The organism is Pseudomonas sp. 203-8 (assembly GCF_020708595.1).
GTDB lineage: Bacteria > Pseudomonadota > Gammaproteobacteria > Pseudomonadales > Pseudomonadaceae > Pseudomonas > Pseudomonas aeruginosa.
This window is the reverse complement of the sequence record NZ_JAJFDF010000014.1, coordinates 148,139-171,317: the sequence shown is the minus strand read 5'-3', so window position 1 is coordinate 171,317 and position 23,179 is coordinate 148,139. Positions and strand designations below refer to the sequence as shown.

At 61.1% G+C, this 23,179-nt stretch carries 25 protein-coding genes and 1 tRNA gene; 9 read left to right on the top strand and 17 right to left on the bottom strand.

Features of this window, described 5'->3' with window-relative positions:
- The first annotated feature begins 1 nt into the window (after position 1).
- The 5 genes from LJF27_RS28385 (at position 2) to LJF27_RS28365 (ending at position 4,318) form a co-directional block, all read left to right on the top strand.
- A complete protein-coding gene (locus LJF27_RS28385; protein WP_003456722.1) occupies positions 2 to 226 on the top strand; it encodes a DUF1652 domain-containing protein in 225 nt (74 codons plus the stop codon).
- A 214-nt stretch (positions 227 to 440) separates the two neighbouring features.
- The gene (locus LJF27_RS28380) at positions 441 to 1,160 is read left to right on the top strand and encodes a Crp/Fnr family transcriptional regulator (protein WP_009875850.1); all 720 of its coding nucleotides are present in this window, start codon (positions 441 to 443) and stop codon (positions 1,158 to 1,160) included.
- 70 nt (positions 1,161 to 1,230) lie between these two features.
- A complete protein-coding gene (locus LJF27_RS28375) occupies positions 1,231 to 1,593 on the top strand; it encodes a hypothetical protein (RefSeq protein ID WP_017002336.1) in 363 nt (120 codons plus the stop codon).
- Between the two features lie 103 nt (positions 1,594 to 1,696).
- Positions 1,697 to 2,191: a hypothetical protein gene (locus LJF27_RS28370; RefSeq protein ID WP_034070290.1), complete on the top strand. Its 495-nt coding sequence runs from the start codon at positions 1,697 to 1,699 to the stop codon at positions 2,189 to 2,191.
- Between the two features lie 108 nt (positions 2,192 to 2,299).
- Complete coding sequence (locus LJF27_RS28365) at positions 2,300 to 4,318, top strand: class I SAM-dependent methyltransferase (protein ID WP_003125107.1); 2,019 nt, start codon at positions 2,300 to 2,302, stop codon at positions 4,316 to 4,318.
- Positions 4,319 to 4,473: 155 nt separating this feature from the next.
- On the opposite strand, the gene LJF27_RS28360 is transcribed toward LJF27_RS28365, so the two are convergent.
- Positions 4,474 to 5,667 carry a DesA family fatty acid desaturase gene (locus LJF27_RS28360; RefSeq protein WP_003158139.1) on the bottom strand — a complete coding sequence of 398 codons (1,194 nt, stop codon included), beginning with the start codon at positions 5,665 to 5,667 and terminating at the stop codon, positions 4,474 to 4,476.
- Positions 5,668 to 6,054: 387 nt separating this feature from the next.
- Between LJF27_RS28360 and LJF27_RS28355 the strand changes: the two genes are divergently transcribed.
- Positions 6,055 to 6,411, top strand: coding sequence for a hypothetical protein (locus tag LJF27_RS28355; RefSeq protein WP_015060180.1), 357 nt, complete (start codon positions 6,055 to 6,057; stop codon positions 6,409 to 6,411).
- Between the two features lie 60 nt (positions 6,412 to 6,471).
- Here LJF27_RS28355 and LJF27_RS28350 read toward each other — a convergent pair whose 3' ends face one another.
- A complete protein-coding gene (locus LJF27_RS28350) occupies positions 6,472 to 6,624 on the bottom strand; it encodes a hypothetical protein (protein WP_153274499.1) in 153 nt (50 codons plus the stop codon).
- On the opposite strand from LJF27_RS28350, the gene mobH reads away from it, so the two are divergent.
- Entirely contained in the window at positions 6,623 to 8,542 is a 1,920-nt protein-coding gene (gene mobH, locus LJF27_RS28345) for a MobH family relaxase (protein ID WP_042931279.1), read from the top strand. The two genes, LJF27_RS28350 and mobH, sit on opposite strands and share 2 nt — an antisense overlap.
- Positions 8,539 to 9,819 (top strand): site-specific integrase, encoded by a 1,281-nt coding sequence (locus tag LJF27_RS28340; protein ID WP_034070292.1) that lies wholly within the window; start codon positions 8,539 to 8,541, stop codon positions 9,817 to 9,819. Before mobH ends, LJF27_RS28340 begins: the two co-directional genes overlap by 4 nt.
- A gap of 370 nt (positions 9,820 to 10,189) precedes the next feature.
- Here the strand turns inward: LJF27_RS28340 and LJF27_RS28335 are convergent.
- The 15 genes from LJF27_RS28335 to aspS all read right to left on the bottom strand — a co-directional run bounded on the left by LJF27_RS28335 (position 10,190) and on the right by aspS (position 22,163).
- A tRNA-Lys gene (locus tag LJF27_RS28335) sits at positions 10,190 to 10,265 on the bottom strand.
- 59 nt (positions 10,266 to 10,324) lie between these two features.
- Positions 10,325 to 10,999, bottom strand: a complete 675-nt coding sequence (queC, locus tag LJF27_RS28330) for a 7-cyano-7-deazaguanine synthase QueC (protein ID WP_003117095.1) — start codon at positions 10,997 to 10,999, stop codon at positions 10,325 to 10,327.
- Positions 11,000 to 11,014: 15 nt separating this feature from the next.
- Positions 11,015 to 11,662, bottom strand: coding sequence for a 7-carboxy-7-deazaguanine synthase QueE (queE, locus tag LJF27_RS28325; RefSeq protein WP_003112571.1), 648 nt, complete (start codon positions 11,660 to 11,662; stop codon positions 11,015 to 11,017).
- A gap of 219 nt (positions 11,663 to 11,881) precedes the next feature.
- Positions 11,882 to 12,706, bottom strand: a complete 825-nt coding sequence (ybgF, locus tag LJF27_RS28320) for a tol-pal system protein YbgF (RefSeq protein WP_003120698.1) — start codon at positions 12,704 to 12,706, stop codon at positions 11,882 to 11,884.
- Positions 12,707 to 12,715: 9 nt separating this feature from the next.
- Entirely contained in the window at positions 12,716 to 13,222 is a 507-nt protein-coding gene (pal, locus tag LJF27_RS28315; RefSeq protein WP_003111417.1) for a peptidoglycan-associated lipoprotein Pal, read from the bottom strand.
- A 52-nt stretch (positions 13,223 to 13,274) separates the two neighbouring features.
- Positions 13,275 to 14,573: a Tol-Pal system beta propeller repeat protein TolB gene (tolB, locus tag LJF27_RS28310; RefSeq protein ID WP_003086128.1), complete on the bottom strand. Its 1,299-nt coding sequence runs from the start codon at positions 14,571 to 14,573 to the stop codon at positions 13,275 to 13,277.
- Positions 14,570 to 15,613 (bottom strand): cell envelope integrity protein TolA, encoded by a 1,044-nt coding sequence (gene tolA, locus LJF27_RS28305; RefSeq protein ID WP_023116707.1) that lies wholly within the window; start codon positions 15,611 to 15,613, stop codon positions 14,570 to 14,572. Before tolA ends, tolB begins: the two co-directional genes overlap by 4 nt.
- A gap of 2 nt (positions 15,614 to 15,615) precedes the next feature.
- Positions 15,616 to 16,056 (bottom strand): protein TolR, encoded by a 441-nt coding sequence (gene tolR / locus LJF27_RS28300; RefSeq protein ID WP_003086126.1) that lies wholly within the window; start codon positions 16,054 to 16,056, stop codon positions 15,616 to 15,618.
- A 22-nt stretch (positions 16,057 to 16,078) separates the two neighbouring features.
- The gene (gene tolQ / locus LJF27_RS28295) at positions 16,079 to 16,774 is read right to left on the bottom strand and encodes a protein TolQ (protein WP_003086125.1); all 696 of its coding nucleotides are present in this window, start codon (positions 16,772 to 16,774) and stop codon (positions 16,079 to 16,081) included.
- Position 16,775: 1 nt separating this feature from the next.
- Entirely contained in the window at positions 16,776 to 17,222 is a 447-nt protein-coding gene (gene ybgC / locus LJF27_RS28290; protein WP_003086124.1) for a tol-pal system-associated acyl-CoA thioesterase, read from the bottom strand.
- Positions 17,223 to 17,274: 52 nt separating this feature from the next.
- A complete protein-coding gene (ruvB, locus tag LJF27_RS28285) occupies positions 17,275 to 18,333 on the bottom strand; it encodes a Holliday junction branch migration DNA helicase RuvB (protein WP_003086123.1) in 1,059 nt (352 codons plus the stop codon).
- Positions 18,334 to 18,343: 10 nt separating this feature from the next.
- Positions 18,344 to 18,949, bottom strand: a complete 606-nt coding sequence (gene ruvA, locus LJF27_RS28280; protein ID WP_003086122.1) for a Holliday junction branch migration protein RuvA — start codon at positions 18,947 to 18,949, stop codon at positions 18,344 to 18,346.
- A gap of 16 nt (positions 18,950 to 18,965) precedes the next feature.
- Positions 18,966 to 19,490 carry a crossover junction endodeoxyribonuclease RuvC gene (ruvC, locus tag LJF27_RS28275; RefSeq protein WP_003112575.1) on the bottom strand — a complete coding sequence of 175 codons (525 nt, stop codon included), beginning with the start codon at positions 19,488 to 19,490 and terminating at the stop codon, positions 18,966 to 18,968.
- An 84-nt stretch (positions 19,491 to 19,574) separates the two neighbouring features.
- Positions 19,575 to 20,321, bottom strand: a complete 747-nt coding sequence (locus tag LJF27_RS28270) for a YebC/PmpR family DNA-binding transcriptional regulator (protein WP_003086107.1) — start codon at positions 20,319 to 20,321, stop codon at positions 19,575 to 19,577.
- A 66-nt stretch (positions 20,322 to 20,387) separates the two neighbouring features.
- Positions 20,388 to 22,163 carry an aspartate--tRNA ligase gene (gene aspS, locus LJF27_RS28265; protein WP_003123218.1) on the bottom strand — a complete coding sequence of 592 codons (1,776 nt, stop codon included), beginning with the start codon at positions 22,161 to 22,163 and terminating at the stop codon, positions 20,388 to 20,390.
- Positions 22,164 to 22,602: 439 nt separating this feature from the next.
- Here aspS and LJF27_RS28260 point away from each other — a divergent pair, with 439 nt between their 5' ends.
- Complete coding sequence (locus LJF27_RS28260; RefSeq protein WP_003086103.1) at positions 22,603 to 23,073, top strand: Dps family protein; 471 nt, start codon at positions 22,603 to 22,605, stop codon at positions 23,071 to 23,073.
- The last annotated feature ends 106 nt before the right edge of the window (positions 23,074 to 23,179 follow it).

Below are 23,179 nucleotides of genomic sequence, written 5' to 3'. Positions count from 1 at the left end.
CATGAGACTGACCTTTGAGCAGGCCCGGCAGCTCATCGAACCCTCCTTCTCACCGTTCACGTGCAGTTGCACACGAGACCGGGACGGAGCGATGAGCATCCTGCTGGGTAATGCCTTGACGGGCACCATCGAGGCATTCAGCACCGGCATAGGCACCGAACAGTGGCGTACACCCGAAGCGGTGACCCAGCTCATCCGTGATCTGCGCCTGGACATCGCCCCCTAGCCACATCACTTCTAAGCGAATCCCTCCCAAGGGGGATTCGCCCTTCCGTTCCGCCTCTCATCGCTAGCCACGCTTTTCCTGGCCATTGCGGCTACACTGTCAGAGCTGATCCTCGAAAATATCTCAGCGCCCTGCGTTTCCCCTGCGCCCACTCCACTGGCAATGTCAAGCGCAATCACGCCTAACCACCACAGGGAACCCACTGGTGGCCGACATGACCAATGACGTTTCTCCCCTGCAGAACCATCTGCTCGCCGCGCTTACCCAGGAGATACAAGAGCGTCTGATCCCGCACCTGGAGCGAGTTACACTGCCGCTCGGCAAGGTCCTCTATGAATCGGGCGATGCCCTCCGACATGTCTACTTCCCCACCGACGCCATCGTTTCGCTGCTGTATGTCATGGAGGACGGCGCCTCCGCGGAGATATCCGTCGTCGGCAACGAAGGACTCATCGGCGTGGCGGTGTTCATGGGTGGGGAAAGCACTCCGAGCCGCGCCATTGTGCAAAGCGCTGGGCATGCCTACCGATTGCCCGGACAGAAGCTGAAGGACGAGTTCAATCGGCATGGCGAGATGCTGCAGTTGATGCTCCGCTACACCCAGGCGTTGATCACCCAGATGGCTCAGACCGCGGTGTGCAACCGCCATCACTCGATCGACCAGCAACTCTGCCGCTGGCTGCTGCTGTCGCTCGACCGGCTACCCAGCAACCAGTTGAGCATGACCCAGGAACTCATCGCCAACATGCTGGGGGTCCGCCGCGAAGGCGTCACCGAAGCGGCCGGCAAGCTGCAGAAACTCGGCGTGATCAAGTACAGCCGAGGGCACATCACCGTTCTCGACCGTCCGCAATTGGAAGCGCTCTGTTGCGAATGCTACGCGGTGGTCAAGCGCGAGACTGATCGCCTGCTTCCCTATCTGCCCGCCCGATGAGGATTTCGTCGCACGGCAACGAGACGGCGCGCCAGGCCGCTCACCCTCTTCATCTTCCGGAGGCGACACCATGAACATCGACGACGATATCTACGTACCCCGGCTACTTGCCGAAGGTCATCTACCCGAAGGACGGACCCTGCGCGACTACTTCATCGCCCACGCACCGGCGGAACCCCAGGAGTGGTTCCAGCCGCGGATGCCGGAAGAACCGCTGAAGAAGTTCGGCGGCGACAACGGCGTCGAGTACTCCACGTTCCGGGAAGCCAAGGAGGCAGGCTCAAACAGTTTCACGCAACTGAACGTGGAGGAAACCGAAAACTGGAAAAGGGAGTTCGACAAACAGCGCTATGTCCAGTGGCCATTGGCCTGGGCCGACGCCATTCTCGAAGCGCGGCGCGCCGCCACTGCGGGTAAAAAGACTCCGACCTGACCTGGCAGCGATGCGCAGGTCGGCCGCCCTGGGTTCGCTTGCGCACAGACGTCGCTGGCCCCCGCCCGTAGACTGGGAATCCATACCTTCCGGGAGATCTGCCATGGTTGGCTACAGCCACCAGGTATCGGCCGTTTTCAACCTCCGGGCGCAGGCCGAAAGCGTTCGCAAACGTCTGGTCGACCGAGGCCTCGGCCTCGAACAGTTGAGCATCCTCGGCGCTGAAGACGTTCCACTTCCAACAACGCGCCGGCGTTCGTTCATCCAGGTGCTGTCAAGTGGCGCAGCCGGCGCGCTAGCGGGGCTCCTCGTCAGCACGCTGGTCACATTCGCTCTGACGCGAACCGAGGCCAGCCTGTTCGGTGATGCACCGTTGGCCTTGCTGGGTTGGAGCAGCGCCCTGGGAGCGCTGTTCGGAGGAGCGGTCGGCGCATCGGTGGATGTCAGCCAAGTCAGCGGTCCCTTCAGACAGGCTATCGCCCAGGGCCATGTCGTTCTGCTGGCGAATACCCGTTCGGAAATCGAGTCCCTGCTCGTGCGTGATGTCATCGAGAGTTCCGTGGGGGTCGGCGTGCACATGGACATCAGTCTGATCTGACCTCGCTCCGGGCACCTCGACTCGGTTACTCGCGATGTAAGTTCGATATCAGACAGACCTGGGCCAGGACCATACAGGACACTCCGCTCCGGATGAACCGAGGTCGACATGCCACTCTTCAAGCTCGAACACAGTAAGCTCGTACACCGGACCGATATCGCCTTCTACGTTGTCGGGGTACTGGTGCTGGCCGTTTGGCTCGGCCTTTTCTGCCCCGCAGAACTGCGTCTGGAATGCCTGCTGCTGGCCGCGTTAGGTCTGGTGGCATGGTCGCTGCTGGAATACCTCCTGCATCGCTTTGTCCTCCACGGACTATCACCCTTTCGCCAATGGCACCAGTCCCATCACCAACGGCCCGGCGCGCTGATAGGGCTATCCACCCTGTCCAGTGCGGCCCTGTTCATCGGCCTGGTCTACCTACCAGCGCTGCTCGCACTCGGCCCCTGGAGAGGCTCCTCGCTGGCTTTGGGCATCATGTCAGGCTACCTAGCGTACATCCTGACCCATCACGCCGTGCATCACTTCGATCACTCTGGCAACGCCTGGCTGGCTCGCCGCCAGCTATGCCACCATCTGCATCACAGCGCACTCTGGCAAGCCGGGCACTTCGGGGTTACCTCGGCGTTCTGGGATCGCCTATTCGCCAGCGATCGCCTGCCCCCCCGAACAGCCTCCGGCAAGTGGCGCAACGTCGCCGAGATCACCACCCGCCACGCCCGCAGCCTCAGCGCGCGCAAGTCGTCAAAATTGCTCGGCCAGTTGTTCCGTGGCACAAGTAGCCGTATGAACGCTCGGCTGTGGGACGGCACACTCCTGCAACTGGGGCCCACTGCCGGTACTCAGGCCCCATTCACCTTGGTCTACAGGCATGCGGACGGCGTACAGAAGATGATCCTAAGCAATAGCGACCCACAGCGCCTGGCCGAAGCCTATTTCCGCGACGACTTCGACATCGAGGGCGACCTCTTCGCTGCCCTGGCGCTCAGGGAGCACATGCAAACCCAGCGCAAGGTCTGGCACCGACGCGCACGCCTGTTGTTCGGCGCCATCATGCTGCCGAGCTCGGTCACTACGGAATCCGACAGACAGAAAGGGTTCTTGCGCCAACAGATTACGACGGGGATGCACTCGGACGCAGAAAAACCCGACGCCACCACCTTCCGCTACGACCTGTCCAATGCGTTCTACGGACTCTGGCTGGATCCGGCGATGGTCTACTCCTGCGGCTACTTCGAGCAAATCGACGATAGCCTCGAACAGGCTCAACGGGCCAAGCTTGAGCTGATCTGCCGGAAACTCCAGCTGCATCCCGGCGAGCACCTGCTCGATATCGGTTGTGGCTGGGGCGCGTTGATCCTCCATGCAGCGCAATACCACAGGGTACACGCCCATGGCATCACCCTAAGCCGGGAACAGCTGGCCCTGGCCCGCGAACGAATAGACGCGGCGGGGCTCCAGGCGCTAGTGACGGTGGAATGCTGCGACTACCGCGACCTAAAAGGTCAGCAGGTATACGACAAGATCGCCAGTGTCGGACTGTCCGAGCACCTTGGCCCGGACAACCTGCCGCTATTCTTCGACACGGTACACCGCCTTCTCAAGGATTCTGGGCTGTTTCTCAACCAGGGCATCACTCAGTGCCCGGACGGGGGGCAACGGACCGCGTCAGCCCGCCTGATCAATCGCTATCTCTTCACCGACGGCCAGCCGGATACCCTGGGCAGCCTTGTGCGCAGGATGGAACAGGCGCAGTTGGAAGTCACCGATGTCGAATCACTGCGCCGTCACTACGGCCTGACCCTGCGCCTTTGGGTCTCTCGCCTAGAGCAGCGGCAGGGGCTTGCCGTCGAATATGTCGGCGAACCCACCTACCGGGCCTGGCGCCTGTTAATGGCCGCCAGCGCGCTGGTGTTCGAGGCCGGGGAACTGGGCGTCTTCCAAATCGTAACGAGCCGACACAACGGAGCCCCCAGCTCTCTGCCCCTGACCCGCCGCCCCTTGTATCGCGACGACTGCTCCATTCAGAGGCTCAGCGAGGCAGTGGACGCAACGCCATCCGCTCACCCGCCTCGCGCAAACGCCGACAGGCCCGGTCGCAGTCGACCCTGCTCGGTACCACGAAAATAGTCTCGGTATCCACAGGCTGGCGTTCACGGTAAGTGGCGTACGCAACGTTGCAAATCTAGCAGGCGATCATGAAACATGGATCTCCTCTTGAAGTCGATCCCCAGACCGGTACGTCCCCTCTTCCACGACTTCTCGTGCCCGCTTCAACGGCGAATCTACGGCACGATCTGCCGCGGAGCGTACAGGCTGTAGCTGCACAGTAGCCCGGCAAACTCCCTCAACGGACGTATCCCGCTGGCTTCCGCCTCGGTTACCCAGCGTTTCAACGCCGCATGTACTTCGCCCAGGTCAGCCCCCGCATCGCTCCATGTGCGCTGTAACGCCAGGCGATGCGCGCAGGCTAGCTGCATCACCTGGCTCCTGCCGACAGCTGAATGGAACAGGCTCTGCTGCAGATCGCTCAGCCTGTCTGGGTCCCGCACCAGCAAACGGCTGGCGCGCCGCAGCAAATGCCGGGTCGCCGCATCACAGCGAGCGCTTTCTTCGCGTGCCAGCGGCCGCATTACCCGTTTCCCGTATTGGGCCATGACCAGCAGACGATTGCGCAGGATGACTCCGCTGGCTTCCAGATCCAGCGCTCGCTTGTCACAGTCCCACTGGATGGTGGGCAGCCCACGGTTGACCTGAGCCAGTCCGAGTGCTCTCAGCAGACATATCCACGCCCAGCCCAGATCAAACTCCCAGGCCTGCACGGAAAGCTTGGCCGAGCCCGGGTAGGCATGATGGTTGTTATGCAACTCCTCGCCGCCGACGAGGACTCCCCACGGCAGCAGATTGCTCGAATCGTCCGGGCATTCGAAGGTGCGATAGCCGAAAGCATGGCCCAGACCGTTGATCACACCGGCAGCCCAGAAGGCGATCCAGATCATCTGCAGCGCCCAGACTGTCAGCCCCGCGACGCCGAATAAAACCAAGTCCACACCGAGCATGAGGCCCAGCCCGGCGTTCGGAAACCTACTGTAGAGGCGACGCTCCAGCCAGTCGTCCGGGCAGCCTCGGCCATAGGTCTGCAAGGTTTCCGGATTGCGAGCCTCGGCTCTATACAGCTCGGCACCTCGCAGCAACACCGTGAGCAGCCCCTTGAACCTCGGGCTGTGCGGATCGTCGGGCGTTTCGCAGCAGGCATGATGCCGGCGATGAACGGCCGTCCACGCACGGGTGTTCATTCCCGTCGTCAGCCACAGCCAGAAACGGAAGAAGTGCTTTAGCGCAGGGTGCAATTGCACCGAGCGATGAGCTGAATGGCGATGCAGATATAGCGTCACACTGATGATACTGACATGGGTCAGCGCCAAAGTCGCGACAATCAGTTGCCACAGCGTTGGCTGTAAGATGCCGTGATACCACATGTTGAACACCTCTCTATAGCCATATGCCGGTCCCTTCTGGGCACCGACGGATCAATAGACCTCCCTCCATATTGGTGAACTTAGAATACGGTGTCGGTGCACCAGCGTACATATTCACCTCGCACAAACCCACGAGACAAAACGACCAAAAGAGTTCGACAACGCACAGAGCACGCATTAAGAAACGACCAATATAGTGTAAACAGGAACAATCAGAGAAATAATCATGAATAGTAATCGAACGGAAACCCGTCAATTTAGCACTAGCCCTCGACACATGCCCGTTCAACGCTCTAACTTATCCAAGAAGAGCGGAAGGCAGAGAGAACGCTCTGCACGCCCAAGGATTAAGATCATCACCTTCTCAAGGCAGCGGAAGATATCATCATGAGCATTTTCAATCTTGACGGCTGGTGCAAGCTCTCGGATGAAGCCCAAGCTATTTCACTAAAGAACATTCGATTTCACCTCAACGATGGCGATGAAAAGCTCCTTGCCCAAGCGGAAGTGCATCTGCAAATCACTGGTGAAAAAGAGGTTCATATCCCTATTGACCAAGCCAGACTTAAGCTTGTGTTACCACACGAATGCGGGCCTATACGTGACTGTCGACTACGAGTTTATCTCGACTCAAATACTAAACGGGGTCGCTTTAACTTGACCGGGTATCGAATAAGCGACGGCAGCCTGATCTACACCAGCGCGGTAACTATTGAAAAAGTGTATCCAATTCATCCCCGTTGAAGCGATGGAAAATTATCAAAATTGACTTACTAAGCTTAAGCAGCATTCAGATACCTTAAACTAAAGGCGACGAATAAAAAACGAAAAAACAAGCGCCAGAAGTAGCACTTTGCCATAAAAAATACCAACTACTTGAGGTGAGGATTTTCTGTTGTTCCTCTTCCCTGGAATAAGGGAAAAGCCCGCTCCATGAATCACGATGGAGCCTCCCATGTTTCAACTCCTTTCCTGGATATCCAGGAAGCCGTCCCCCACCCCACCAACCAAAGCTGCCCCAGGGGTATTCCTCCTTCCTCTAAGCAGTACGGAACTGCTCGACACGCCTCGCCGCCGCCAGCTACTGGAGAACATCTGGCAGCGCGCCTCGCTATCCAAGCAGCAATTCGAGGAGATCTACCGGCGGCCACTGGCCAACTATGCCGAGCTGGTCCAGCAGCTCCCGGCTTCAGAAAACCATCACCATGCCCATCCAGGCGGGATGATTGATCACGGCCTGGAGATCGTGGCCTACGCACTGAAGGTACGGCAGACCTACCTGCTCCCGATCGGCGCAGCGCCGGAGTCACAGTCAGCCCAGACTGAAGCCTGGTCGGCCGCCGCAGCGTATGGCGCCCTGGCTCACGACCTAGGCAAGATCGTCGTAGACCTGCAGGTGGAGCTGCAGGACGGCAGTACCTGGCACCCTTGGAACGGACCGATCAACCAGCCCTACCGCTTCAAGTACGTGAAGTCCCGCGAATACCAGCTCCACGGCGCTGCCTCAGCACTCCTCATCCACCAACTGCTACCGCGCACTGCACTCGACTGGCTCAGTCGTTTTCCAGAGCTGTGGGCTCAATTGATCTACTTGTTCGCAGGGCAGTACGAGCACGCCGGGATCCTGGGCGAGATCATCGTGAAAGCAGACCAGGCCTCCGTCGCGCAGGAGTTGGGAGGTAATCCGGATCGAGCGCTGGCTGCACCGAAGCAGTCGCTGCAGCGGCAGTTGGCAGACGGGCTACGCTTCCTGGTGAAGGACAAATTCAAGCTGAATCAGCCGGGCGGCCCGTCCGACGGGTGGCTGACTCAGGACGCACTCTGGCTGGTGAGCAAGCCCGCGGCCGATCAGTTGAGGGCCTACCTGCTGGCTCAGGGAATCGAAGGGGTCCCCTCCTCCAACGCGTCATTCTTCAACATGCTCCAGGACCAGGCCGTCATCCAGACGAACGCCGAGGACAAGGCCATCTGGACGGCCACGATAGACAATGGCGCCGGGTGGAGAAACAAGCTCACGTTGCTCAAGGTCGCTCCAGCCTTGGTCTGGACAGACCCTGCCGAGCGTCCCGCGCCCTACGGCGGATCACTCGTCGTTGAAGATGGAACCACCTCCACGGAAAAGTCGGAAACGACCTGCGAAACCCCCAACGAACCGGTTGAACAGCCAGAGGTACCAGAAGCCAAGATGACGCTCCGTCAACCTGCACCGAGCGTTGCGAAGCCGTCAAACGAAATGCGGGCGATTGCGAAGCCCTCAACTGATGATCAAGAAGAAACAGACGATTTGTACGCACTTCTTGGTAATATCAATTCGCCATCAGAAGAGCTAGACACTAGCCACGACTCACCGGCTGCTTCTTCTACGAACACTCGCGGGGAGGAGAACCTACAGCAGCCACTAGGGAACAAGGAGCCAACAGATTGCGCTCCTGAAGCAGTTGAAGATGTATTTATGCCTAGCAGAAGCACTGATCTGGGACAGGGATTCGTTGGCTGGATGAAATCTGGTATCGCGACCCGTCGCCTGTTCATCAACGACACCAAAGCCTTGGTGCATACCGTCGACGGGACCGCCATGCTGGTCACGCCAGGAATCTTCAAGCGTTATGTCCAGGAGCATCCAGAGCTCGAAAAGCTGGCCCAGGCCAAGGATACGACCGGCTGGAAGCTGGTGCAGCGCGCGTTCGAGAAACAGGGTCTACACCGGAAGACCAGTAAAAACCTGAACATCTGGACCATCAAGGTTTCTGGTCCTCGCAAGACGAAAGAGCTCAAGGCTTACCTGCTCCACGACCCCAAATTGCTGTTCCCTGAGCAGCCTCTGGGCAACCCAAGCCTCACGGTCATCACCGATGCCGAAGGAGGTGTGGAATGACGCCGCAGCAGCTCACCGAGGAGTACATCTTCGCGCACGATCTCCGGGAAGCCAGCGCGAAGATCTACCGCGCCGCGACCAAGGCGCTGCTCAAGCACTTCGGTCCTACGGCAACCGTACAGGACGTGGACCACAGGGCTGTCCTGGGATGGCGGCGCAAGGTACTGGAACAAGGCCTGTCCAAGCGGAGCTGGAACACGTATTCGAATCATCTGCGAACGATCTGGGGCTATGCCATCGAGCACGAGCTGGTGACGCACTCCCAAGTCAACCCGTTCAGAAAGACCACCGTCATCCCCCCCAGGCGAGCAAGCAAAACCGTCGCAGCCGAAGCCATCCTGCGCGCCCGCAATTGGCTCAACATGCAGGTCGGCGCAGAGCGCTGCACCGGCGATCGCGCACGCATCACTCCCGCCTGGTTCTGGCTTTGCACGTTTGAGGTCTTCTACTACACCGGCATCCGGTTGAACGCGCTGCTGTGCATCCGCAAGCGCGACATCGACTGGGATAATCAACTGATCCTCATCCGCGGCGAAACAGAGAAAACTCATAAAGAGTTCGTAGTGCCAATAACGGAGGGGCTTGTGCCTCACCTATCGCGGCTCCTGAAGGAGGCCGATAAAGCCGGGTTCGCCGATGATGATCAGTTGTTCAACGTCAACCGGTTCTCACCGCACTACAAGAGCAAGGTGATGAACTCCGACCAGGTCGAAGCCATGTACCGGAAGCTGACCGAACAGGTTGGGGTGCGGATGACCCCGCACCGTTTCCGGCACACCCTGGCCACCGACTTGATGAAGGCACCCGAGCGGAACATCCACCTGACGAAGTGCCTACTCAACCACTCGAATATCCAGACCACGATGAGCTACATCGAGGCCGACTACGACCACATGCGTGCCGTGCTGCATGCTAGGAGCCTGGCCCAAGGCGCGCTAGAGAACGTCAGAAAGGTGGATTACAGCGGCTCCCCGCAGGCCTCTGCCAAACCGAAGCCATGCAGGCAACCTCTCGCTCGAATGGGTGAAGTACCGCCGCCGGAGGCCAGGACAGCGCCTGCAGAACCAAGGGAGCACACACCAGGGACAGGCATTCAGGGAGGTCCAACCGTGTGGGAAGAAGCGCTACCACAGCCACCTGACACCTTCGAGCAAAGCGTGCTGTTCACTCTGATGGCTCAACACTTATCGAACCGTGCCGCCTCGGCATCCGCGGCTCCCGCTGCAATAAGCGGATCTGGTGGATGTGGATCTGCCGCCCGATGCAGTCTCGCCTAGCGATACCGGTACTGAGAGGCCGGCTACCGGACGAAAGGTAGCCGCGCCTCCCAGCAGATCGCTAGGCCTGTAGGAAAAATCTGGAATTACCGAGAGCGCCTGGGTTCCAGCGCCGGCGTGCTGGCAGAGCCGCGCAATTTCAAGGCCAACACCGCAGTACCCGCTGTAATCGCTGATTACGTCGAGGGCGCATTGCTACGCCTGCAGAGTGGTTTCAGGGCCTTAGAAACAGAAAAACCCACCTAAACAGGCGGGCTATTCCATATTGACATCACGTCAATGCGGGCCTAATGTTCGGCCCAGACGGCTGCTGGACAAGTAAAAGGTGCAACACCCCTTCCTAGGCCTGTGCAACTCGCCCCTTCGAAAATGGTGGGTCGTGTAGGATTCGAACCTACGACCAATTGGTTAAAAGCCAACTGCTCTACCGACTGAGCTAACGACCCAACGCGAGGCGTATAATACTGATTTCTAACGTAAAAACAACACCCCTCGTGAATTTTTTTCAGAAATATGGCGTCGGGTCGGAAATACCAGCCGCCGCGAAGCCATCCGCACGCAGCCGGCAGCTATCGCATTTGCCGCACGCACGTCCCTGCTCATCGGCTTGATAACAGGACACCGTCAGGCCGTAATCCACCCCACGCGCCACGCCCACCTGGATGATCTGCGCCTTGGACAGATACTGCAGCGGCGCCTGGATGCGGAAGCCATTGCCTTCCACGCCCGCCTTGGTTGCCAGATTCGCCATGCGTTCGAAAGCCTCGACGAACTCAGGGCGACAATCCGGATAACCAGAGTAATCCACCGCATTCACACCGATGAAGATGTCACGGGCATCCAGGACCTCGGCCCAGCCCAGGGCGAGCGAGAGGAACACCGTATTGCGCGCCGGCACGTAAGTCACCGGTATACCTTCGCTAGGCGACTCGGGCACCGCGATGCTCTCGTCGGTCAATGCCGAGCCGCCCATGCCATTGAGGTCGAGCCCTATCACCTTGTGCTCGATCACGCCCAACTGCCGGGCCACGCGCTCGGCGGCCTGCAGCTCGGCGCGATGGCGCTGGCCGTAGTCGAAACTCATGGTGTAGCAGGCGTAGCCGTCGGCCTTGGCCATGGCGACAACGGTGGCGGAGTCGAGGCCGCCGGAGAGCAGGATGACCGCTTTCTTCTGGTTCATGATGAATTCCTCGTCTCAATGGCCCGGTTCGTCGTTCCAGAGAATCTTGTGCAGTTGCAATTGCAGGCGGACCGGCAGGTTGTCGGCCACGATCCAATCGGCCAGTTCTCGCGCGCTGACCTGATGGTGGCTCGGCGAGAACAGGACTTCACCGGCACGCTGGTCGAGGCGGTACTCGATCAGCTTGGATACCGCCCAGTCGTAGTCCTCTCGCGAACAGACGACGAACTTCACCTGATCGTTGTCGGTCAGCAACGGGATATTTTCGTATCGGTTGCGTCCGACCTCGCCAGATCCCGGCGTCTTGAGGTCGAGAACCTTGCTTACGCGCGGGTCGACCCGTGACACGTCGAGAGCCCCGCTGGTTTCCAGGGAAACCTCGTAGCCGGCGTCGCAGAGCCGTTCCAGCAGAGAGATGCAATTCGGCTGGGCCAGCGGCTCCCCGCCGGTCACGCAGATGTAGCGGGGCTTGTAGGCGGCAACCCGCTCGAAAATGGCGTCCAGGCTAACGACGTCGCCGCCGCTGAAGGCATAGGCGGTATCGCAATAGTGACAGCGCAAGGGGCAGCCGGTCAGGCGCACGAAGACCGTCGGCAAGCCGGCGGTACGTGTTTCCCCCTGCAACGAGTAGAAAATCTCGGTGATGCGCAGGGTCTGTTGCATATTCAGCCACGGGCGTGACGACTGAACAGGTCGTCCGCCTCCGTTGCGGTAAATGAAGGAACGCCACGGGACGTATCCTGTCGTGGCGCTCGAAATCCCGGAAGGTCTCGCGAGGAGAGGCACGAAGATCAGCCGAGCTGAAACCATGCAGCTTCACGGGGGCGCCGATTCTAACGAAAAAACCCGCGACAGGCGCGGGTTTGTTCATCGGGAACGGGATCAGCGAAGGTTCTTGAGATCGCGCTGCGCCAGTTGAGCGGCCGAAGTGCCCGGGTACTGGGAAATGACCTGCTGGAGGATACCCTTGGCCTTGTCGTTGTTACCCAGGCGACGCTCGACGTCCGCCAGCTTGTACAGAGAGTCGGGCACCTTCTGGCTGCTGGGGTAGCTCTGGCTGACCCGCGCGAAGGCCTGGCCGGCACCTTGCAGGTCGCCCTTGGCCAGGTTCACCTCGCCGAGCCAGTACTGGGCGTTGCCGGAGTACTGGCTGTTCGGGTACTTGCGCAAGAAGGCATTGAACGCCTGGCTCGCCTTGTCGAAATCCTTGCTCTTTATCAGGTCGAAGGCCGCATCGTAGTAGAGCTTCTCCTTCGCCGGGTCGCCCGGCTCGCTGCTCGGCGCCGGTGCGTTGTTGCCTGCGGGAGCCGCAGGCGCCCCATTGGCGTTGATGGCGCCAGCGGGTGCGGAATTCTGTGCAGCGGGAGCGCCACCACCGGAAATCCGACGGTCGAGGTCCTGGTAGCGTTCCAGGCTTTCCTGCTTGAGCTGCTGGATCTGGTTCTGCTGCTCCTCGAGCGTGCCACGCAGGCGAGCCAACTCGTCCTGCATCTGCTGGAGCTGCATGAACAGTTCGCCCTGCACGGAGGTGGGGGTTGTCACCCCACCTCCGGCAAAGGCGCCGCCGGCACCTGCCGTGCCATACCCGGAAGGAGGAACGTTGCCGCCATTGTTGGCGGCAACGCCGTCATACACGGGAACTTCCGCCCAGGCCGCTAATGGCAGGCTGAGCGCGAGGAACGTCAGGACACGCAGGTGCTTGGGCATAACGACTTCTTACTTCTTCAGCTCGACGCGACGGTTCTGAGCCCAGGACTGCTCGTCGTGGCCGGTAGCGACCGGACGCTCTTTACCATAGGAAACCAGTTCCAGCTGGGCCGGCGAAACGCCCTGCAGCACCAGGTAGCGCTGAACGGCCTTGGCACGACGCTCGCCCAGAGCCATGTTGTACTCGCGGGTGCCGCGTTCGTCGGTGTGGCCTTCCAGCACTACGCGCTGACCGCTGCCTTTCAGGTCTTTCGCGTGTACGTCCAGAGCGCGCATGGCTTCCGGCTTCAGGTCGGAGCTGTCGTACTCGAAGTAGAAGGTGGTGATCGCACGCAGAGCGGCTTCGTCGCTCAGGCTGCCGTCAACGGCACCGCTGTTGGCGCCATAGCCTGCGTTCGGGTCGACGCCGCCATTGGCACCTTCACCGGAAGCATCGCCGCCCTTGGAGGAGCAACCCACAGCCACAGCCATGGCCAGAGCCAGCGCAGCAAATTTGCCGAATTTCAGCATTTCCATCATGTAACTCCTAATGAACCCCAGTGTATAAGTTTGTAACCGTTGGCGACCGTCAGTTCAGGTAAGGGGACCAGGAAGGCTCGCGCACATCGCCCTGAGCGGTAGGGAGAGGTATCCGTACGCGTCCGTTGATGGATACGAGCATCAGCACGCCCCGGTCCTGCTGGCGGGTGGCGTAGATTAGCATGGTGCCATTGGGCGCAACAGTGGGCGAATCGTCCAGAGTGGTGTTCGACAGCACCCGCAGATTGCCGCGCTGGAGGTCCTGGGCGGCAATCTGGAAGTTGGTGTAGCCCTGCTGGCGGTGGACCATTACCAGGGTCTTCTCGTCGGCCGAGAGTTTCGGGTTGGCGTTGTAGTTGCCGATGAAGGTTACCCGGTCCACGGCACCGCTGTTCACGTTCATCTTGTAGATCTGCGGCTTGCCGCCACGGTCCGAGGTGAAGTACAGGGTAGAGCCGTCCTTGCCCCAGAAGGGTTCGGTATCGATCGCCAGGTTGTTGGTCAAGCGGCGCAGGGCGCGGCTGCCAAGGTCCATGACGTAGATTTCCGGGTTGCCGTCGCGCGACAGGACGAAGGCCAGGCGGTTGCCGTCAGGGGAGAATGCCGGAGCGCCATTCAGGCCCTCGAAATTGGTGATCTGCTCACGACGGCCAGTATCGACGTACTGGATGAAGATACGCGGGCGCTTCTGTTCGAAGGAGACATAGGCGATACGGCGGCCATCGGGCGAGAAGCGCGGCGACACGATGGGCTCGCGCGACTGCAGCAGGGTCACCGGGCGGGCGCCGTCGTAGTCGGAGCGCTGCAAGGTGTAGCGGGTGTTGTCGACCGAGAAACGCTCGGCGGTGACATAGAGCATCTTGGTGGAGAACGCGCCCTTGATACCGGTGAGCTTCTCGAACGACTGGTCGGCGATGTAGTGCGACATGTCGCGGAGCTGATCGGTGCTGCCGGTCACGCTGCCGGTCAGGACCTGCTGCTCGGTGCCGACATCGAACAATGCGTACTGCACCTGCAGGCGTCCGCCGGCAGGCACGATGTTGCCGACCATCACGTAGTTGACGCCAACTGCCTTCCAGTCACGGAAGATCACTTCGCTGGCCTGCGCCGGCTGGCTGATCATGTTCTGCCGGGGCAGCGGCTCGAAGTAGCCGGAGTTGCGCAGGTCGTTGCCGATGATATTGGACATGTCTTCCGGCAACACGTTGCCCCCCTGGAAGCCGAACGGCACCACGGCGATGGGAATGGCACGGTCGTTACCGCTGGAGATCACCAGCGGGTCGGCAGCCTGCGCAGCACCTGCCACCAGGGCCAGGGCGAACAGCGCAATGCGAATCAGGGTACTCACAGACTCAAATCCTCCGGTTTAAAGATGATGCGGCGCTGACGATACAGGCTGTCGAAGGTAGCCCGCGGCAATTGCTGCATCTCGGGAATACGGCCGACGTTGCGCACCGCCGCCACCGCCGAACTGTCGAAAGGCTTGTCGCCACTCGAACGGCTGACGCTGGCATTGGTGATGGTACCGTCCGGCAGCATTTCGATCAGTACTTCTACGCTCATTCCATTACGCGCCGATGGAGGACGCCGCCACTGCTGGCTCACCAGGTTGACGATCAGGTCGTCGAGACTGCCGGTGACCTCGCTGCCCACCTCGTCGGCCAGGGCCTGCTGGCGCTCGGTCGTATCCGAAAGCAACTCGGCCAATGCCTGCGCCTTCTTGTCCTCGGCAGCCTTGCGGGCTGCCGCGGCAGCGGCGGCGGCCTTTTTCTTGGCGGCCTCGACGGCGGCTTTCTTCTTCGCCGCTTCCGCAGCAGCCTTCTTCTTGGCCTCCTCGGCCGCTTTCTTCTTCGCGTCCTCGGCTGCCTTTTTCTTGGCGTCCTCAGCGGCCTTTGTCTTGGCCTCGTCCTCGGCGCGCTTCTTGGCTATGTCAGCCTGCTTCTTCTGTTCGGCGGCCTTGGCCTCGGCAGCTTTCTTGGCTTCATCGGCCTTTTTCGCCTCGGCGGCTTTCTGGGCCTCGGCCTTTCGAGCCTCGTCAGCCTTCTTTTGTTCCGCCGCTTTCGCAGCAGCGACCTGCTGCTGTTCCAGCTTTTGTTGCTCGAGTTTCTGCTGCTCGAGCTTCTTCTGTTCGAGCTGCTCGACTTCGTATTGCTTGGAGGCGGTCTTCTTCGCCTCGCCAGCGATCTTCTGGTTGGTCTGTGTCGTCGCCTGGCTCTTCGACTTGAGCTGGTAGAGCGTGGCCTGCACGATCGGCTTGGAGGGAGGAAGCTCCGGAGCAAACGCCCAGCTGACGAACAGCATGGCGAAGATCAGAACGTGCAGGACCACCGCCAGGACGACGGGCCAGAAATAACTCTCGGAAGGCGAGCGTTCGAACTGTTGCTTCAAGATCAGGGGGCCTCGGTAATCAACCCGACGTTGGGCACACCGGCCTGCTGCAAGGCACCCATGGCGCCAACCACCGCACCATAGTTCACCGCCTTGTCGCCGCGGATGAATACCTGGGTGTCCGGACGGGCACTCATGATCTTGGTGACTGCATCGGTCATCTGTTCCAACGACACGGCACTATCGGTCTGTTTTTCAGTATCCACTTCGCTACCGACGTTCCAGTAATAGGAACCGTCGGCCTTCACCGAAAGGGTCAGGACCTGCTTGTTGTTGTCCTGAGGCAACGCCTCGCTAGACACCTTCGGCAGGTCGACCTTGACCCCCTGGTTAAGCATCGGTGCGGTCACCATGAAAATCACCAGCAGTACCAGCATCACGTCGATGTAAGGCACCACGTTCATTTCCGCGACCGGCTTGCGCTTGTGACGAACCCTTGCCATATCGGCTTACCTCTCAGTCGTCTTAGTCGTCGCTGGTGTGCACCTTGCGGTGCAGGATGGCCTGGAACTCGTCGGCGAAGGTGTAGTAACGACCGATCAGCATCTCAGAACGTGCGGAGAAGCGGTTGTAGGCGATGACCGCCGGGATCGCGGCGAACAGGCCGATGGCGGTAGCGATCAGCGCTTCGGCGATACCCGGGGCGACGGTGGCCAGGGTTGCCTGCTGCACGGTGGCCAGGCCACGGAAGGAGTTCATGATACCCCAGACGGTACCGAACAGGCCGACGTACGGGCTGGTGGAACCGACGGTTGCCAGGAATGGCAGGCTGGCTTCGAGTTTCTCCTCCTCACGGGAGATGGCCACACGCATGGCGCGCGCCACGCCCTCCATCACCGCATCGGGATCGACGCCGGGCTGCTGGCGCAGACGGGAAAACTCCTTGAAGCCGGCACGGAAGATCTGCTCGACGCCGGAGTCCGGGTCCGGATTGCTACCGGCCTGGCGGTACAGCTTGGACAGGTCGATGCCCGACCAGAAGCGTTCTTCGAAAGCATCCAGTGCCTTCTTGGCGGCGCGCATGGCATTGCCGCGCTGGAAAATCATGATCCAGGATGTGACCGAGGCGGCCACGAGGGTCAGCATGACCAGTTGCACCACGATACTGGCGTTGCTGATCAGGCTCCACATGGAGGTATGGTCGACGACGTTCGGTTCCACTTTAATCTCCTGCTGAAAAAGAATCCGGGCTTCCGGCAAAAGCCGCACGCAACGTTTCGGGGATAGCACGTGGCTTCAGGGTGTCCGCTCGCACGCACGCCACCAGGAACCGCCCCTCGCAGAGCAGGACGGAGTCCGACGCTCGACGAACCTGTTGACGAAACTTCAGGCTCGCCCGGTTCAACTCCTCGACCTCGGCGCTGACAAGCAGTTCATCATCGAGCTTGGCCGGGGCGTGGTAACGCGCCTCGGCGGAGTGCACGACGAACAGCAGATTGTCGCCGACCAGTTGCGATTGGGCGAACCCCAAAGCTCGCAGCCGCTCGGTCCGAGCCCGTTCCATGAACTTGAGATAGTTGACGTAATAGACGATGCCGCCGGCATCCGTGTCCTCGTAATAGACCCGGAAACGCTGCTGGAACGGCTTTCCCCCGTGTTGCGCGCGCATACTCTAGAACCAAGTCCCGGCTTTGCCAATCGGCAATCGCCCACAAATGCAATTAATTACCATCTTCAGACGTGAACAGATCCGTCGTCACCCCCGGCCCCAACCTTTTCGGAATATTCAGGCCAAAGTGCAGGTACGCATGGCGTGTTACCACGCGCCCCCGCGGTGTCCGCATGATGTAGCCCTGCTGGATCAGATAGGGCTCCAGTACATCTTCGATCGTGTGCCGCTCCTCGCTCAACGCCGCAGCCAAGTTGTCGATTCCTACAGGCCCGCCATCGAACTTGTCGATCATGGTCAGCAACAGACGACGGTCGAGGTGGTCGAAGCCACGCTCGTCGACATCGAGCAGGTTCAATGCCTTGTCGGCGATCACCCGGGTAATGTCGCCCTGCCCCCGGACCTCGGCGAAGTCGCGTACCCGGCGCAGCAGGCGATTGGCGATTCGCGGCGTACCGCGGGCGCGCTTGGCGATTTCCGCCGCGCCCTGCGGCTCGATCTCCAGGCCGAGAATGCCGGCCGACCGACTGACGATGGTCGCCAGGTCCTCGACGTTGTAGAACTCCAGGCGCTGGACGATACCGAAGCGATCGCGCAGTGGATTGGTCAGCATGCCGGCACGGGTGGTCGCGCCGACCAGGGTGAACGGCGGCAGGTCCAGCTTGATGGAGCGGGCCGCGGGCCCTTCGCCGATCATGATGTCCAGCTGGAAATCTTCCATGGCCGGATACAGCACTTCTTCGACGATGGGCGAAAGACGGTGGATCTCGTCGACGAACAGGACGTCGCCGGCCTCCAGGTTGGTCAGCAATGCGGCGAGATCGCCGGGACGCTCGAGCACCGGCCCGGAAGTACTCTTGATGGAAACGCCCATTTCCTGGGCGATGATATTCGCCAGGGTCGTCTTGCCCAGCCCCGGCGGACCGAAGATCAGCGTATGGTCGAGCGCCTCCTGGCGGCCGCGCGCGGCATGGATGAACAGCTCCATCTGCTCGCGCACGCTGGGCTGGCCGATGTAGTCGGCCAGCTTCAGCGGGCGAATGGCGCGGTCCAGCTGCTCATCGCGTTCGCGACCGGAAACGGCGGATATGAGGCGATCAGGCTCGATCATCGGGCGCCACCTAGACCATGCCCTTCAGGGCCTGGCGGATCATTTCTTCGCTGGACAAATCCTCTCCCGGTACGGCTGCGACGGCACGACTGGCTTCCTGTGGCTTGAAGCCGAGGGCGATCAGCGCGCTGACTGCATCGGCCTCGGCGCTTGAGACTGTAGCGCTGGCACGGGGTTCCATCACCAACGGTGCAATCGTGGGCATGTTTTCCCAAGCCTTGAAGCGGTCCTTCAACTCCACCAGCAGGCGCTCGGCGGTCTTCTTGCCAACACCGGGGATCTTCACCAGGGTGGAGGTGTCCTGTGCCTGGACGCAACGCACCAGTTCGTCCACTTCCAGGCCCGACATCAGCGCCAGGGCCAGTTTCGGACCCACGCCGTTGAGCCGGATCAGCTCACGGAACAGCTCTCGCTCGCGCTTTTCGGCGAAGCCATAGAGCAAGTGCGCATCCTCACGCACAACCAGATGGGTATGCAAGGTCACCGGCTCGCCCACCGAAGGCAACCGATAGAGGGTCGTCATCGGCACTTCCACTTCATAGCCGACGCCATTCACATCGAGGATCAGGTGTGGCGGCTGTTTCTCCGCCAGGGTGCCACGCAAGCGTCCGATCACGAAGAGCTTTCCTTATTCAAAGACGCAGGCGCCCGCCACGTCGGCGTGCGCCCACCAGGCCATGGGGGACCAGACTCTGTTGGGTATGGGCATGACACAGGGCGATGGCCAGGGCGTCGGAAGCATCTATCTGCGGTTTCTGGGTCAGCTTCAACAGATGCATGACCATCATCTGCACCTGCTGCTTGTCTGCACCGCCGGTCCCCACGACTGCCTGCTTGACCTGCGAGGCGGTGTACTCCGCCACGCTCAACCCCTCCTCCATTGCCGCGACGATGGCCGCCCCCCGCGCCTGCCCCAGCTTCAGGGCCGAATCGGCGTTGCGCGCCATGAACACCTGCTCGATGCTCAGGGCCGTCGGGCCATGGGTGCGGATCACCTCGCGGACGCTGCGAAACACCACGTGTAGACGCTCGTGCAAGGGGCCATTACCGGTCCGTATACATCCGGACGCCACGTATTCGCAACCGCGCGCCGTTTCCCGCACCACGCCGAAGCCGGTGATGCGCGAGCCCGGGTCAATCCCTAGAATCAAAGTCATAAGCTGGATACTAAAAGCCGGAAGCGGGGTTCGAACGCATCAAGCGTACCCCACTTCCGGCTTCGCGTTATCGCTCCGATCGGCTCAGCCGAGCTGCGCCATCACGTCGTCCGGGATATCGGCATTGGAATAGACGTTCTGCACGTCGTCCAGGTCCTCGAGCATGTCGATCAGCTTGAGCACCTTCTGCGCGGTTTCCAGGTCCAGGGTCGCGGTGGTCGAAGGGATCATGGTGACTTCGGCTTCGTCGCCCTTGAATCCGGCGGCGGCCAGCGCCTCGTTCACCGAAATGAAGTCGGCGAAGGTGGTGAACACGTCGATGGAGCCATCGTCGTTGACTACCACGTCATCGGCGCCAGCCTCCAGGGCCGCGTCCATCAGCGCTTCCTCGTCCACGCCGGGAGCGAAGCTGATCTGTCCCTTGCGCTCGAACATGTAGGCGACCGAACCATCGGTGCCCAGGTTGCCGCCACACTTGCTGAAGGCATGACGCACTTCGGCAGCGGTACGGTTGCGGTTGTCGGTCATCGCCTCGACGATGATCGCTACGCCGCTCGGCGCATAACCTTCATAGGAAAGCTCGACCATGTTGTCGGCATCGTTGGAGCCGACGCCGCGCGCAATGGCACGATCGATGGTATCGCGGGTCATGTTGGCGGTCAGCGCCTTGTCCACGGCCAGGCGCAGACGCGGGTTGTCCGCCGGGACGCCGCCGCCCTGCCTTGCAGCGACGGTCAGCTCACGGATCAGCTTGGTAAAGATCTTGCCTTTCTTGGCATCTTGCCGCTCTTTGCGGTGCTTGATGTTGGCCCATTTAGAATGACCAGCCATAACTCACTCCGTATTGCTCTCTCGGCAGGAGGCGCCGCAAGCGGCGCCTCCGCGGGTTGATTCGAATCACTCGGCCTTCGGCTGCTCGCGCAGGCGAATGTGCAGCTCGCGCAGGGCCTTGCCGTCCACAGAACCCGGTGCCTGAGTCATGACGTCGCCAGCGCTCTGGGTCTTCGGGAAGGCGATCACTTCGCGGATAGACGATGCACCGGTCATCAGCATGACCAGGCGATCCAGGCCGAAGGCCAGGCCGCCATGCGGCGGCGCACCGTACTTGAGCGCGTCGAGCAGGAAGCCGAATTTCTCTTCCTGTTCCGCCTCGTCGATGCCCAGCACACGGAACACCGCCTGCTGCATGGACTTGTCATGGATACGGATGGAACCGCCACCCAGCTCGGTACCGTTGAGCACCATGTCGTAGGCGCGGGAAAGTGCCGCGCCCGGATTGGCCTCAAGCTCAGCCGGGGTGCACTTGGGCGAGGTGAACGGGTGGTGCAGCGCGGACAGCGAGCCGTCGTCGTTCTCCTCGAACATCGGGAAGTCCACGACCCACATGGGCGCCCACTCCCGGGTGAGCAGCTTGAGGTCATGGCCGACCTTGATACGCAGCGCGCCCAGGGCATCGCAAACGATCTTGGCCTTGTCGGCGCCAAAGAACACGATGTCGCCGTCGACCGCGCCAACGCGATCGAGGATCACGTTCAGGTTGGCCTCGGGGATGAACTTCACGATCGGCGACTGCAGGCCTTCCACGCCCTTGGCGCGCTCGTTGACCTTGATGTAGGCCAGGCCCTTGGCACCATAGATGCCGACGAACTTGGTGTAGTCGTCGATCTGGCTGCGCGGCATGGAGGCGGCGCCCGGTACACGCAGGGCGGCGACACGCCCCTTCGGATCGTTGGCCGGACCGGAGAAGACCTTGAACTCCACTTCCTTCAACTGGTCGGCGACGTCCACCAACTCCAGCGGGATGCGCAGGTCGGGCTTGTCCGAACCGTAGCGGCGCATGGCCTCTTCGAACGGCATGTGCGGGAACTCGTCAAACTCGACATCCAGCACTTCCTTGAACAGCTGGCGCACCATCTTCTCGGTGATGCCGATGATGTCGCTCTCGTCGAGGAAGCTGGTCTCGATGTCGATCTGGGTGAATTCCGGCTGGCGGTCGGCACGCAGGTCCTCGTCACGGAAGCACTTGGCGATCTGGTAGTAGCGATCGAAGCCGGCGACCATCAGCAGTTGCTTGAACAGCTGTGGCGACTGCGGCAGGGCGAAGAAGTGGCCCGGGTAGGTACGGCTCGGCACCAGGTAATCGCGCGCGCCTTCCGGCGTCGGCCGGCCGAGGATCGGGGTCTCGACGTCGAGGAAGCCGTTGTCGTCCAGGTAGCGGCGAATGCTGCTGGTGATGCGCGCACGCAGCTTCAGCTTGGCGGCCATCTCCGGACGACGCAGGTCGATGAAGCGGTAGCGCAGGCGCGTTTCCTCGCCCACATCGGAATATTCATCCAACGGGAACGGCGGAGTCTCGGCCTGGTTCAGCACTTCCAGTTCGTAGCCCAGTACCTCGATGGAGCCAGACGCCATGTTCGGGTTGCGCGCGCCTTCAGGGCGCAGGCGCACCTTGCCGGTGATCTTCACCACGAACTCGCTGCGCACCCGGTCGGCCTTGGCGAAGGTTTCCGCACGGTCCGGATCGAACACCACCTGGGCCAGCCCCTCGCGATCGCGCACATCGAGGAAGATCACTCCACCATGGTCGCGGCGGCGGTGAACCCAACCGCAAAGGGTGACTTCCTGGCCGTCCAGGCTCTCGTTCAGTTGGCCGCAATAGTGGCTGCGCATCATGGTGTGGTTCGCTTCTCGTAAGTCTTGGATTCTGTGGAGCCGCCGGCTGCCTGGCGACCATTGCCGGGCTCTCGCCGGCCCTGACCGAGCACCGGAACCATCGGTACGCCCCCGGAAGGACATCTCCCGCGCTGCCCGGTGAACGGCAACGGCGAAGCACCCGCATCCGGGCCCACTTCGCATTGAAGGCGGGGATTATAGCCTGAAAAATCCATGGCTTGCAGCCAGCCCCGCCGGCCTGTCACGCGGGAAGCCAGGCCGTTGAACGGAAGCATTTCGCCTCCCCCTGCGAACCATTCGCTTGACCGGGCAGTCGGAATAGATTCTCCCTATCGCCGCCTTTGACATAGACCAAGAGCGCTGGGAAAAACCCTGTGTTAGCCTCACTCCAACTGTTTCGGAGTGCCCCATTCACAAGGCCGACTGAAAGGAGAACGCCATGGAAATCAATATCGGAATCGGCGAACAGGATCGCGCAGCCATTGCCGAGGGCCTGTCGCGGCTACTGGCCGACACCTACACCCTCTACCTGAAAACCCACAACTTCCACTGGAACGTCACCGGCCCGATGTTCAACACGTTGCACCTGATGTTCGAAGGCCAGTACACCGAACTGGCCGTTGCCGTGGACGACATCGCCGAGCGCATCCGGGCCCTGGGCTTCCCGGCGCCCGGCACCTACGCCGCCTACGCCCGCCTGTCGTCCATCAAGGAGGAGGAAGGCGTTCCGGAAGCCGAGGAGATGATCCGGCAACTGGTCCAGGGCCAGGAAGCCGTGGTGCGCACCGCCCGCAGCATCTTCCCGCTGCTGGACAAGGTCAGCGACGAACCCACCGCCGACCTGCTCACCCAACGTATGCAGGTGCATGAAAAGACCGCCTGGATGTTGCGCAGCCTTCTTGCCAGCTGATCGTCGATCGCTCGATAGAAAGCGGGGCCCGCCTCAGGGTCCCGCCCTCCCCCTCCGGCGCCAACCGCTTGATTTGAGTAGCCTCCTGCTTTCCTGTTAAATAGCC